This is a genomic window from Sphingobacterium sp. WOUb80 (assembly GCF_050058145.1).
Lineage (GTDB): Bacteria > Bacteroidota > Bacteroidia > Sphingobacteriales > Sphingobacteriaceae > Sphingobacterium.
On the sequence record NZ_CP165617.1, the window covers coordinates 410,684 to 424,330 of the forward strand.

Annotated in this window: 7 protein-coding genes, 2 tRNA genes and 3 rRNA genes; all 12 read left to right on the forward strand. The window is 44.7% G+C overall.

Annotated features, from left to right (window positions below; genetic code table 11):
- Nucleotides 1–454: 454 nt before the first annotated feature.
- The 12 genes from AB1Z56_RS01590 to cls all read left to right on the forward strand — a co-directional run bounded on the left by AB1Z56_RS01590 (nucleotide 455) and on the right by cls (nucleotide 13,632).
- Nucleotides 455–1,981 (forward strand): 16S ribosomal RNA (locus AB1Z56_RS01590).
- Nucleotides 1,982–2,101: 120 nt separating this feature from the next.
- Nucleotides 2,102–2,175, forward strand: a tRNA-Ile gene (locus AB1Z56_RS01595).
- 11 nt (nucleotides 2,176–2,186) lie between these two features.
- Nucleotides 2,187–2,260: transfer RNA gene (locus AB1Z56_RS01600), tRNA-Ala, on the forward strand.
- Between the two features lie 230 nt (nucleotides 2,261–2,490).
- Nucleotides 2,491–5,368: ribosomal RNA gene (locus AB1Z56_RS01605) — 23S ribosomal RNA — on the forward strand.
- Nucleotides 5,369–5,471: 103 nt separating this feature from the next.
- A 5S ribosomal RNA gene (rrf, locus tag AB1Z56_RS01610) occupies nucleotides 5,472–5,583 on the forward strand.
- Together the 16S, 23S and 5S rRNA genes with 2 tRNA genes alongside form the textbook arrangement of a ribosomal RNA operon.
- 732 nt (nucleotides 5,584–6,315) lie before the next feature.
- Nucleotides 6,316–8,454: a cytochrome-c oxidase, cbb3-type subunit I gene (gene ccoN / locus AB1Z56_RS01615; RefSeq protein WP_293903913.1), complete on the forward strand. Its 2,139-nt coding sequence runs from the start codon at nucleotides 6,316–6,318 to the stop codon at nucleotides 8,452–8,454.
- A 4-nt stretch (nucleotides 8,455–8,458) separates the two neighbouring features.
- Nucleotides 8,459–8,656 (forward strand): hypothetical protein, encoded by a 198-nt coding sequence (locus tag AB1Z56_RS01620; protein WP_046671935.1) that lies wholly within the window; start codon nucleotides 8,459–8,461, stop codon nucleotides 8,654–8,656.
- Nucleotides 8,657–8,659: 3 nt separating this feature from the next.
- Nucleotides 8,660–9,574 (forward strand): cbb3-type cytochrome c oxidase N-terminal domain-containing protein, encoded by a 915-nt coding sequence (locus AB1Z56_RS01625; protein WP_426790899.1) that lies wholly within the window; start codon nucleotides 8,660–8,662, stop codon nucleotides 9,572–9,574.
- Nucleotides 9,575–9,589: 15 nt separating this feature from the next.
- Nucleotides 9,590–10,978, forward strand: a complete 1,389-nt coding sequence (gene ccoG / locus AB1Z56_RS01630) for a cytochrome c oxidase accessory protein CcoG (RefSeq protein WP_309362191.1) — start codon at nucleotides 9,590–9,592, stop codon at nucleotides 10,976–10,978.
- An 11-nt stretch (nucleotides 10,979–10,989) separates the two neighbouring features.
- A complete protein-coding gene (locus AB1Z56_RS01635) occupies nucleotides 10,990–11,412 on the forward strand; it encodes a FixH family protein (protein ID WP_313268003.1) in 423 nt (140 codons plus the stop codon).
- 9 nt (nucleotides 11,413–11,421) lie between these two features.
- The gene (locus AB1Z56_RS01640; RefSeq protein WP_309362187.1) at nucleotides 11,422–12,111 is read left to right on the forward strand and encodes a sulfite exporter TauE/SafE family protein; all 690 of its coding nucleotides are present in this window, start codon (nucleotides 11,422–11,424) and stop codon (nucleotides 12,109–12,111) included.
- A gap of 57 nt (nucleotides 12,112–12,168) precedes the next feature.
- A complete protein-coding gene (gene cls / locus AB1Z56_RS01645) occupies nucleotides 12,169–13,632 on the forward strand; it encodes a cardiolipin synthase (protein ID WP_309362185.1) in 1,464 nt (487 codons plus the stop codon).
- Nucleotides 13,633–13,647: the final 15 nt, after the last annotated feature.

A 13,647-nucleotide genomic window follows, 5' to 3' on the forward strand; every position in this document is an offset into this window, starting at 1 on the left:
TTAAACTCCCTATCTTTGCACCACTCCGCAAGGGAGGAGCGGTTACTTCGAAAGAAGAAATCATGAAAAAAAGAAGGGTTTAAGCGAGCCTGGCAGGATTTAAAATCCCGCTGAGTTTATTTTAAACGCGGAAATCGGAAAAAAGAGAAAAGAAAAAAAACTTGAAAAAGTTTTTGGAAGTTCAAAAAAGATTTCTACCTTTGCAGTCCCAACGGAAACGGAGGGAAAACAAAAAAGATAAAGAGAGGCGCAATGCCTATCGGAATATAGCGGATACGGAAGTTGAAGCGACAAAAGTTCTTTAAGAAAACACAATCATGTAAGCGTGACGAGTAGACAGACGAAAGTCGAAAGTCATGAACAAATTCAAGAATTAGTTCAATTCGATCCAAGATCAGAGATATAAAAAAAGAATTCTGATTATGTAAATAGTTGGAATCAAAAACTTCATTTTACAATGGAGAGTTTGATCCTGGCTCAGGATGAACGCTAGCGGCAGGCCTAATACATGCAAGTCGGACGGGATCCGGTGGTAGCTTGCTACCATTGGTGAGAGTGGCGCACGGGTGCGTAACGCGTGAGCAACCTACCTCTATCAGGGGGATAGCCTCTCGAAAGAGAGATTAACACCGCATAACATCAACAGTTCGCATGTTCGGTTGATTAAATATTTATAGGATAGAGATGGGCTCGCGTGACATTAGCTAGTTGGTAGGGTAACGGCTTACCAAGGCGACGATGTCTAGGGGCTCTGAGAGGAGAATCCCCCACACTGGTACTGAGACACGGACCAGACTCCTACGGGAGGCAGCAGTAAGGAATATTGGTCAATGGGCGGAAGCCTGAACCAGCCATGCCGCGTGCAGGATGACTGCCCTATGGGTTGTAAACTGCTTTTGTCCAGGAATAAACCTATCTACGTGTAGATAGCTGAATGTACTGGAAGAATAAGGATCGGCTAACTCCGTGCCAGCAGCCGCGGTAATACGGAGGATCCGAGCGTTATCCGGATTTATTGGGTTTAAAGGGTGCGTAGGCGGCCTATTAAGTCAGGGGTGAAATACGGTGGCTCAACCATCGCAGTGCCTTTGATACTGATGGGCTTGAATCCATTTGAAGTGGGCGGAATAAGACAAGTAGCGGTGAAATGCATAGATATGTCTTAGAACTCCGATTGCGAAGGCAGCTCACTAAGCTGGTATTGACGCTGATGCACGAAAGCGTGGGGATCGAACAGGATTAGATACCCTGGTAGTCCACGCCCTAAACGATGATAACTCGATGTTGGCGATAGACAGCCAGCGTCCCAGCGAAAGCGTTAAGTTATCCACCTGGGGAGTACGCCCGCAAGGGTGAAACTCAAAGGAATTGACGGGGGCCCGCACAAGCGGAGGAGCATGTGGTTTAATTCGATGATACGCGAGGAACCTTACCCGGGCTTGAAAGTTAGTGAAGAGTGCAGAGACGCACTCGTCCTTCGGGACACGAAACTAGGTGCTGCATGGCTGTCGTCAGCTCGTGCCGTGAGGTGTTGGGTTAAGTCCCGCAACGAGCGCAACCCCTATGTTTAGTTGCCAGCATTTAAGGTGGGGACTCTAAACAGACTGCCTGTGCAAACAGAGAGGAAGGTGGGGACGACGTCAAGTCATCATGGCCCTTACGTCCGGGGCTACACACGTGCTACAATGGATGGTACAGCGGGCAGCTACATAGCAATATGATGCTAATCTCTAAAAGCCATTCACAGTTCGGATTGGGGTCTGCAACTCGACCCCATGAAGTTGGATTCGCTAGTAATCGCGTATCAGCAATGACGCGGTGAATACGTTCCCGGGCCTTGTACACACCGCCCGTCAAGCCATGAAAGTTGGGGGTACCTAAAGCATGTTACCGCGAGGAGCGTGTTAGGGTAAAACCGATAATTGGGGCTAAGTCGTAACAAGGTAGCCGTACCGGAAGGTGCGGCTGGAATACCTCCTTTCTAGAGTATCGAAGATCGGTGCTCGTCACGTTACATATGATTGACAAGAAGAAAACATCAGAAGAAAGTGCCCGCCCCGCAAGGAGCAGGACCGAGAGAAAGAGATGAACAAGATAAGCTAGTCCCGTAGCTCAGTTGGTTAGAGCACTACACTGATAATGTAGGGGTCAGCAGTTCAAATCTGCTCGGGACTACGAAAAAATACGGGGAATTAGCTCAGCTGGCTAGAGCACCTGCCTTGCACGCAGGGGGTCAACGGTTCGAATCCGTTATTCTCCACATCTCCGGAAGGAACATCGACAGATGCTCCAGAATAAAAACCGGAAAAAGAGTTCTTTGACATATTGAAAGAGAAAAAAAATTACAAGAGAAGACAACAGTATAGAGACAATACGTGTATGTGCTTGATGTAAAGAGGAGACCCTCGGTCAAGGCCGAACGAATCTTTGCGTAGCATACGGGTATATATATCAAAAGCAGCCGCATAGTAGCAAAAGGCTATGCCGGTGAAGAAAGTAAATAAGGGCACACGGGGGATGCCTAGGCTCTCAGAGGCGAAGAAGGACGTGATAAGCTGCGATAAGCTTTGGGGATTGGCAAATGCGACTTGATCCAGAGATTTCCGAATGGGGCAACCTGACTATTTGAAGAATAGTCGTATAAAACGCGAACGCGCTGAACTGAAACATCTAAGTAGGCGTAGGAGAAGAAAATAACAATGATTTCCCAAGTAGTGGCGAGCGAACGGGAAAGAGCCCAAACCGATCATGTTACGGCATGGCCGGGGTTGTAGGACCACGACATTGTACAGCGCTATGAACTGGAAGCAGGTGGGAAACTGCGCGACAAGGGTGAGAGCCCCGTACAGGTAAAGAATGTTGACATAGTGGTATCCTGAGTACCGCGGGACCGGAGAAATCCTGTGGGAATCCACCAGCACCATCTGGTAAGGCTAAATACTCCTGAGAGACCGATAGTGAACCAGTACCGTGAGGGAAAGGTGAAAAGAACCCCGAACAGGGGAGTGAAAAGAACCTGAAACCGTGTGCTTACAAGCGGTTGGAGCAGACGAGTTCTGTGACAGCGTGCCTTTTGCATAATGAGCCTACGAGTTACTCTTGTCTGGCAAGGTTAAGTCCTTCAGGGACGCAGCCGAAGCGAAAGCGAGTCTTAATAGGGCGCATAGTCAGATGAGGTAGACGCGAAACCTTGTGATCTACCCTTGGGCAGGTTGAAGTTGCAGTAACATGTAATGGAGGACCGAACCGATAAACGTTGAAAAGTTTCCGGATGACCTGAGGGTAGGGGTGAAAGGCCAATCAAACTGGGAAATAGCTCGTACTCCCCGAAATGTTTTTAGGAACAGCGTCGGCGTAGAGTTTGATAGAGGTAGAGCTACCGATTGGGTGCGGGGGAGTCAAATCCTACCAAATCCAGACGAACTCCGAATGCTATCAAATATAGCCGGCAGTGAGGCTTTGGGTGCTAAGGTCCAAGGCCGAGAGGGAAAGAACCCAGACCATCAGCTAAGGTCCCCAAATTCGTTCTAAGTTGAACTAACGAGGTCCGGTTGCCCAGACAGCTAGGATGTTGGCTTGGAAGCAGCCATTCATTTAAAGAGTGCGTAACAGCTCACTAGTCGAGCGGCCGGGCGTGGATAATAAACGGGCATCAAGAACGGTACCGAAGCTATGGATTTGTACTTAGGTACATCTGGTAGGGGAGCATTCCATCGCCGGGGAAGCAGTTTGGCAATGAACTGTGGAGGTTATGGAAAAGCAAATGTAGGCATAAGTAACGATAAGGCGGGTGAGAAACCCGCCCACCGAAAGACCAAGGTTTCCTGATCAACGTTAATCGGATCAGGGTCAGTCGGGACCTAAGGCGCACCCGAAGGGGGCAAGCCGATGGACAACTGGTTAATATTCCAGTACTCTTCATAACTGCGATGTGGTGACGGAGTAGTGACACTGCCGCGAACTGACGGAATAGTTCGTTGAAAGGCGTAGGTATTGGAGTTGTAGGCAAATCCGCAACTCTAGCTGAAACCCAATAGTACAGCAAAGCTTCGGTGGCGCTGATAGAGCAGGTAAACAGACTTCCAAGAAAACCCGCTAAGCTTCAGGTTATGAAGACCCGTACCGCAAACCGACACAGGTGGTCGAGGAGAGAATCCTAAGGTGCTCGAGTGAGTCATGGCTAAGGAACTCGGCAAAATGGCCCTGTAACTTCGGGAGAAGGGGCGCTGTCTCGAAAGAGCAGCCGCAGTGAAAAGGCCCAGGCGACTGTTTAACAAAAACATATGGCTTTGCAAAATCGCAAGATGAAGTATAAGGCCTGACACCTGCCCGGTGCTGGAAGGTTAAGAGGGGATGTCATCGCAAGAGAAGCATTGAATCGAAGCCCCAGTAAACGGCGGCCGTAACTATAACGGTCCTAAGGTAGCGAAATTCCTTGTCGGGTAAGTTCCGACCTGCACGAATGGTGTAACGATCTGGGCGCTGTCTCAGCCATGAGCTCGGTGAAATTGTGGTATCGGTGAAGACGCCGATTACCCGCAACGGGACGGAAAGACCCCATGCACCTTCACTATAGCTTAACATTGAGATTGGGTACAGGATGTGTAGGATAGGCGGGAGATGTTGAAGTGGCTTCGCCAGGAGTCATGGAATCAACCTTGAAATACCGCCCTTTCTGTATTCGGTTTCTAACTCCCTTATGGGGAGGACATTGTTTGGTGGGTAGTTTGACTGGGGTGGTCGCCTCCAAAAAGGTAACGGAGGCTTTCAAAGGTAAGCTCAGTACGCTTGGTAACCGTACGCGGAGTGCAATGGCATAAGCTTGCTTGACTGTGAGACCGACAAGTCGAACAGGGTCGAAAGACGGACATAGTGATCCGGTGGTTCTGTATGGAAGGGCCATCGCTCAAAGGATAAAAGGTACGCTGGGGATAACAGGCTGATCTCCCCCAAGAGCTCATATCGACGGGGAGGTTTGGCACCTCGATGTCGGCTCGTCACATCCTGGGGCTGGAGAAGGTCCCAAGGGTTGGGCTGTTCGCCCATTAAAGTGGCACGCGAGCTGGGTTCAGAACGTCGCGAGACAGTTCGGTCCCTATCTGTTGTGGGCGTTGGAAGTTTGAGTGGATCTGACCTTAGTACGAGAGGACCGGGTTGGACAGACCTCTGGTGAACCTGTTATGCCGCCAGGTGTACGGCAGGGTAGCTACGTCTGGAATAGATAAGCGCTGAAAGCATCTAAGTGCGAAACTAGCCACGAGATGAGACTTCCTTATAGGGTCGTAGAAGATGACTACGTTGATAGGCCATAGGTGTAAAGGTTGAGAGACCAAAGCCAAGTGGTACTAATAGCCCGAAGCTTTCTCAAGCAGACAGACACTGTTGTCTTCCTCTTTAATTTTTAAAATGATCTTTCAATATATATGTCAGTTGGTCTGATGTTCCGATAAGGAATCAGCCAATAAAGATTTTTAGGTGCCTATATCGGCGGTGTCTACCTCTTCCCATTCCGAACAGAGCAGTCAAGCCCGCCAGAGCCGATGGTATTGCCGTAACAGGTGGGAGAGTAGGTCGGTGCCTTTTTTTACACAGAAGCCCTTGCTGGAAACAGTCAAGGGCTTCTTTCGTTTAAGTACTTCCGTAATTCCATGTACAAGCTATTGTATATCCTCCGCCTATTGGTTATCGCAGCACATGGCCTCCGGTGAGCCCGGTCCATCGGCAGCTGTTCCGCAACCGCCGCTACCCTGCAACTGTCACTGTCCTTTAGTGGGATGGTGCATCAGCATTAGCCCTTAACCCAAATGCTCCCTTATTTATAGCCGCAAGCTGCAGGATGAGTCCTGGATAAACGGATCGCGCTCGGTGGCCTATCCAGAATATTAACCGGGATGGCGGCGTAGCTCCTTTTCCTGGCGAAGAGGGCAGTTTGGACTAGCCCGTATATGAAAATTTACCGACCGATTCCCAAGAAATCTAATGCGAACTTACTACCCGGACGCTGATCATCCAAAGGATATAGATCCTGCTCTGCTGTGAAATGAGGAGGATTATGCCATTGATATCTCGCTAAGAAGATCATAAATCGTCAGGAAATGTGATGACGGTCACTTTTGTTTTCAGATCTTGTCGTGAAAAAGGACTCCTTAACAGCGTACTTCTGCTAAGTTGTTTACAATCAGCGAACATAAAATGGGATTAGGCTATATAAATGGTTTATAGAAAAGTGACGTACATCACTTTTGTACGCATTGTGCATCATTAGATTGTCATAAAATGCTGCTTATTTTTGAATCAGAATCAACAATTTAAGTAATGCAGTTAGAGCAATTTAATTACGACAACAAGATTGTCAGAAATTTCGGAATCGCTACCATTATTTGGGGAATAGTTGGTATGACCATAGGATTGCTTGTGGCGACGCAGCTTGTTTGGCCCCAGATGAACTTTGGATTGCAATTCACAACATTTGGCCGTGTACGTCCTGTACACACCAATGCGGTGATCTTTGCTTTCGTGGGTAATGGTATTTTTATGGGAGTTTACTACTCCTTACAACGGGTGCTTAAAGCAAGAATGTTTAGTGATGCTTTGAGTAAACTCCATTTTTGGGGTTGGCAATTGATTATTGTTGCCTCGGCTATTACACTGCCACTAGGTCTTACTTCAAGTCATGAGTATGCCGAAATGGAATGGCCAATTGATATTGCAATTACCCTTATTTGGGTAGTGTTCGGAATCAATATGTTCGGTACTATTATCAAACGACGCGAACGTCATATGTATGTCGCTGTTTGGTTCTATATTGCGACATTCGTAACCGTAGCAGTATTGCATATTGTGAACTCCATCCAATTGCCTGTAGCAGGCTGGAAGAGCTACTATGTCTACAAGGGTGTACAGGATGCACTGGTACAATGGTGGTATGGTCACAACGCTGTGGCTTTCTTCCTGACAACTCCTTATTTGGGAATGATGTATTATTTCCTTCCTAAAATGGCCAATCGTCCGGTCTACTCTTACAAGTTAAGTATTCTTCACTTTTGGTCTCTGATCTTTATTTATATCTGGGCAGGTCCTCACCATTTGCTCTATACGGCGCTACCTGGTTGGGTACAGTCTTTAGGGGTTGTATTCTCCATTATGTTGATTGCTCCGAGTTGGGGTGGTATGATCAATGGCTTGTTGACCTTACGTGGTGCTTGGGATAAGGTACGGACAGAACCTATGTTAAAATTCATGGTCGTGGCCCTTACTTGTTATGGTATGGCGACTTTCGAAGGTCCTATGCTATCCTTAAAACAGGTGAATGCAATTGCTCACTTTACCGACTGGATCGTAGCACACGTACACGTAGGTGCATTGGGATGGAATGGGTTTATGACATTCGGTATTCTGTACTGGTTGATACCACGTATTTATAAAACAGAATTATATTCTAAAAAGTTAGCATCAACGCACTTTTGGATAGGCACCTTGGGTATTTTGTTCTATGCAATACCTATGTATTGGGCAGCTGTTGTACAAGGCTTGATGTGGAAAGAATTTACACCGGAAGGGGTCCTGAAATATCCAAACTTCCTTGCGACCACATTGGAAATTTTGCCAATGCACATGATGCGTGCATTAGGTGGTGCGCTTTATTTGTCCGGTGTATTCCTGATGACCTTCAACTTGATCAAAACAATGCAGAAAGGTAAGCTTTTGGCCAATGAGCCTGCAGAAGCGCCAGCATTGTTGCCAGTTCAAGTAAATGAACAATCGCAACACCGCCGTCTCGAACGTAAGCCGATCTTATTTATGGTACTGGCACTTATCGCTATTCTCATCGGAGGTATGGTTGAGATGGTACCGACTTTTACGATCTCTAAAAATGTTCCAACAATCGCCAGTGTAAAACCTTATACAGCCTTGGAACTTCAAGGTCGAGATCTTTACGTCAGAGAAGGTTGTGTGAATTGTCACACGCAAACTATTCGTCCATTTAGGTCTGAAACTGCCCGCTATGGAGAGTACAGCAAGGCTGGGGAATTTGTTTACGATACACCGTTTTTATGGGGTTCGAAACGGACGGGACCTGATCTGCATCGCATCGGTGGAAAGTATCCAAACAAATGGCATTTCGATCACTTACTGGACCCGACAATTACCTCTCCGGGAAGTATTATGCCGACTTACCCTTGGTTAATCGATCAGAAGCTGGATAATTCTATTCTGCAAGACAAAATGAGAGCATTACGGAAATTAGGAATCCCCTATACCGATGCCGAAATTGACCATGCTGAGCAGGATCTCACCAAGCAGGCACAGAAAATTGCTGATGATCTAAAACAAAACCAAGTGAATGTGTTAGCTGACCGTGAGATTGTGGCTGTAATTGCCTACTTACAGCGATTGGGAACAGATATAAAAGCAGCTCCAAAAGTAGCTGATAATATTAACGCAAATCAATAAAGCTATGTTTAAGCAAATAACAAATCTAAACGGCAGTGAGCTTTATCTAATTGCATCACTTTGGATCTTCTTGGTGTTCTTTATTTCAGTAGCAATAATGTTGTTTCGAATGAAAAAAGACTATGTTACTTATATGAAGGAATTGCCTTTGGAAGAAGATGAAACAGAAAAGGAACTGAATCATTCACCTGAAAGTCTATAATATATGAGTTTATTATTGGATACTGCACCAGCTACCGCAGAAGTTGTTCAATCTACGATAGGATTTGGTACAGATAATTTATACACAGATATCTTAATTGTTGTATTGATCGTTGTGATGCTGGCTCTTCTTGCTTCGGCATTGATGGTCAATCGCGCGATGAAATCCATCATTAAGATTACCATGCCTGAATTGGCCGAGGAGGAAAAACTCAAAAAGGTGGCGAATAAGGGCTGGATGAAAAGGTCGTGGAACAAGATCATGGGGATCAGACCGATTTCAGAAGAAAAGGATATTGTCATAGACCATGAGTATGATGGTATCCGCGAGTTGGATAATCCGATTCCAATCTGGTTTAATTTCCTTTTTTATGGAACGATTTTTTTCGGCCTTGTTTACTTATTTGTTTATCAGGTGTCGGGCATCGGAATGAACCAGGATCAGGAGTATGAACATGAGATGGTCGTTGCCGAGAAAGAGCGTCAGGCTTATCTTACCGCTTCTGCGAGCAATGTAGACGAAAGTAGCGTGGAGTTTCAGCCGGAAATGGCTGCTGATGGAAAAGCGATCTTTACCGCAAACTGTGTCGCTTGTCACGGTGGTAGTGGCGAGGGAGGCATCGGACCGAACTTGACCGATAAGTTTTGGCTACATGGTGGTGAGATTAAAGACATCTTCAAAACCATTAAGTATGGTGTTCCCGATAAAGGAATGGTGCCATGGGAACAAACGTTAAGTCCCGCACAAATTGCACAGGTTGCCAGTTATATTGTCACCTTAAGGGATACAAACCCTGCTAATCCAAAAGCTCCACAAGGTGAAGAGGTATCCTATGGCGGTGGTCAGGCGGCAAACGGAGAGAAAGCAGCGGATGAGGCCAAAACAGGTCCAGTTGAAGCAGATAAAAAAGCAGAGTAATAAATTGAAATAACAATGAGTACAGCAGTAGTTAATAGTGCCGATAATGGCGGGTCTAAGTCTAAAAAAAGACAATGGATTTATGCCAAAAAACCGCAGGGAGAGCTTTATAAAAAAAGACAGTGGGTTGGGTATTCACTACTGCTGTTCTTGTTTGCTGCTCCTTTTATCAAAATAAATGGCGAACCGTTTTTGATGTTTAACATTATTGACCGGAAATTCTCTATCTTAGGAAATCTTTTCTATCCCCAAGATCTTTACATATTCGTATTCGGTATGTTGATCGTGATGGTATGTGTGGTTTTGTTTACCGTTGTTTTTGGCCGGGTCTGGTGTGGCTGGACTTGTCCACAGACTATTTTCTTAGAATTGATATTCCGACGGATTGAGTATTGGATTGAGGGGGATTGGCAACAACAAAAAAAATTGGATGCAGGACCAAATACGGATCAAAAGCAGTTAAAGAAATTTTTTAAACATGCCATATTTCTCATCATATCATTTTTCATCTCTAATATCTTTCTGTCTTATATCATCGGTGCTGACGCCCTGATTAAAATAATCACTGATCCATTGGACCAGCATATCGGCGGTCTGATATCAATTATCATATTTACATTGGTTTTCTATGGTGTATTTGCTTATGTCAGGGAGATTGTCTGTATTGCAATTTGTCCTTATGGCAGGCTTCAAGGCGTACTCCTGGATGACCAAAGTATTACTGTCGCTTATGATCATAGACGTGGGGAACCGAGAGGAAAACAGCAAAAGGACGCGAAGACGCCTCAAGGGGATTGTGTAGACTGCAAACTCTGTGTACATGTGTGTCCTACAGGAATCGATATTCGAAAAGGTCTGCAATTAGAATGTGTAAGCTGTACGGCCTGTATTGATGCCTGTGATGCTGTCATGGACAAAATTGGAAAACCTAAAAAGTTAATTGGTTTTTATCCGATGGGTGAGATTGAGGGCACGCTCAAGAAAAAAAATAACACCAGAACAATCGCTTATTCGATCGTACTGGTTGCCTTAATGTCTGTCTTTTGTTTGCTGCTGTTTAACCGTTCTCAGGTAGACGGAAGGCTGCTCCGGGCCAAGGGTAGTACCTACCAGCTTCGTGATGATAAGACAATCAGTAACCTGTATTCTTTAGAATTGATTAACAAGTCTGGTAAAGAAATACCTTTTAAATTGGTCTGTGATGATCCGCGTTTAAAGATTCAAGTGGTTAACCCTATTCAAAAATTGAGTAAGGATGGGCATGCGACACTGAGCTTTTTTCTGATTATCGCAAATAAGGATGTAGAGACCTATAAAAGTAATGTAAAATTAGCTATCTATTCGGGAGATAAGAAAGTGGAAACTTTAAAAACCACCTTTATCGCGCCTCCTGGTATGAATTAAAGAGAAAAACAATGAATTGGGGTACAAAGATTTTTTTAACCTTGGCGGTGTTTATGTTGTGCATCGTCGGAGCAGGAATATATATGGTGAGTCATGACTCGGATAGTCTGGAAGAAGATGACTATTACGAGCAGGGACTGAATTACGACCAGGCTTACGATAAAAAGCAAAATGTATTGATGATGAAAGAATCACCAACTGTCGAAATCAGAAAAGATACCTTATATATTCACTTTGTCTCCAAAGAAAATAAAGGGAAATTGCTGTTCCGAAAACCTTCGGATAATCGATTGGACAAAGAATTGCCATTTCAGACAACAAATAACCTATATACATTGCCCATTTCCACGTTCGATAAAGGAATGTGGAATTTGTATATTGACTGGAAGAGTATAGGCAAAGATTTTTTGTTTGAAGAGCATATTTTATTTTAGTTTAAAGAAATGAGCTATACCTATTTTGCGTTTTTCATGGGTTTATTTGGAAGCATACATTGTGCGGTTATGTGTGGTCCGTTAATTTTTGCCATAGAAGGGCGACAAGGTTTTGGCTGGAATGTTTTCTTCAATAAAATACTGTATCAATCTGGCAGGGTGCTTACCTACGGCTGTCTAGGCCTGCTGCTAGGTACGATAGGTACATTTGCCCAGATTCAGGGTTGGCAGCGAAGTTTAAGCTGGGCCACCGGGATTATTCTGATCGGAATAGCATTATTTCAGCTTATTGGTAAGCATAACCGGAAGATCGCTAGCTGGCAGACCAAGGCGGTGCAGCCCGTTGTACGCTTATTGTCGAAATGGCTCTATAAACCGGGAGGGAGTTTTGTTGCCGGTGTACTCAATGGACTGTTGCCCTGTGGTATGGTGTACATGGCTCTTATGTCGTCGATCAATGCCGATAGTCCACAGCAAAGTTTTTTCTTTATGCTGTGTTTTGGCTTGGGAACCATTCCGCTATTGTTTTTATTTTCTTTTCTGGGAAATTTCTCCAGATCTTTCAAAATAAGTTTTTCAAAATGGGTTCCTTTTCTATATTTCTTGTTGGGAATATGGTTTATACTTCGAGGAGCCAATTTAGATATCCCTTATTTAAGCCCATTTATTCATGTCGATGGCGCAATAAACTGTGCTTAACGACAAACAATATGTCGATGCTAAGTATTATATTTGGTAAAACCCTTAGTATACGATATGGAGGTACTTCATCATATTTTACAGATTGCGTTACAATATTACTGGATTCCTTTGCTCATCCTTTATATTGGTGTAATCGGGACGATCTTGATCGAAAACCGTAATCCTTCCAAGACCATCGCCTGGATTATGGTCATTGTTTTCTTACCTGTCGTCGGTTTGCTCAGTTACTATTTCTTTGGTCAGAAGTTTAAGAAGGTCAAAAGGATGAAACGCGTGTATCGCGAGCAGTCCAAAAAGCTACTGGATGCCTGGCGTAAAGAATCTGAAATTATGGAGGAACATATCGATACGTTAAATGAGCGGATCGGTAGTTTGGCCATGGTATACCGCTACCTTAAAAATCAAAAGATCTCTACATTTTCCCTTAACAACGATGTAACCCTGTTTATAAATGGGGAAGAAAAGTTTCCGGTACTTATTGATCGCCTTAAAGCTGCACAACATTCCATTCACATGGAATATTATATCTGGGAAATGGATGAAATAGGGCAGGAAATCTTACATATTCTAGAAGAAAAAGCAAAAGCTGGTGTCACTGTACGTCTGATATTGGATAGTTTTGGTGCTCCGGATGTGATTAAATATTTACGGCGGCATAAACCCGATTTTGTGTTTCAAGCTTTTCTTCCAGTAACCTTTAGTTCCTTGGCGAATAGCAACTACCGCAATCACCGCAAGATAGCGGTGATCGATGGGAAAATCGGCTTTGTCGGCGGAATCAATATTTCAGATCGATATATCAATAATGGAAAAAATGAGGTTTACTGGCGAGATACGGCTATGATGGTTGTCGGCGCGGCAGTAAATACGTTGCAAATCCAGTTTTGGAATAGCTGGAACCAGACAGATGCGGAATCATTTGAATTGGGCCATGGTTATTTAAACCGATTTCCACTTACCGATGAAGATGCGAGTGGAGTGGGATTTACAGCCAGTGATCCGGGATCACCAGCGCCTTTCAATATGGAAGCAATTATTGCCGGTATCAACGAAGCAAAAGAATATGTACAGTTGTGTACACCTTATTTTATTCCCAGCGATCAACTGACGACCGCTTTAATGCTGGCGGTGTCCTCCGGAGTGCGTGTAGATTTGATGTTACCGTCCCAGTCTGATTCATTCTTTGTACAACATGCTTCTTTCTCTTTTATTAAACCGCTGCTGGAAAGAGGTGTCAATGTATATCTCTACACAAAGGGTTTCCTGCATGCCAAAACCATCTGTATTGATGGGAAGCTGGCCTATATTGGTACGACAAATCTCGATATCAGAAGCTTTTATATCAACTTTGAAATCTCGGGGATTGTCTCGGATAAAACACTTTGTGACCGTCTTAATACACAATTTTTGGCTGATATTGAAGTTTCCGATCTGATTACAATCCGTAAATGGATGCAACGAAGTCGCTGGAAAAGAGGGGTGGATTCAATCTGCCGGCTTTTGGCGCCATTGCTTTAAGCTCCTTTATTCTTC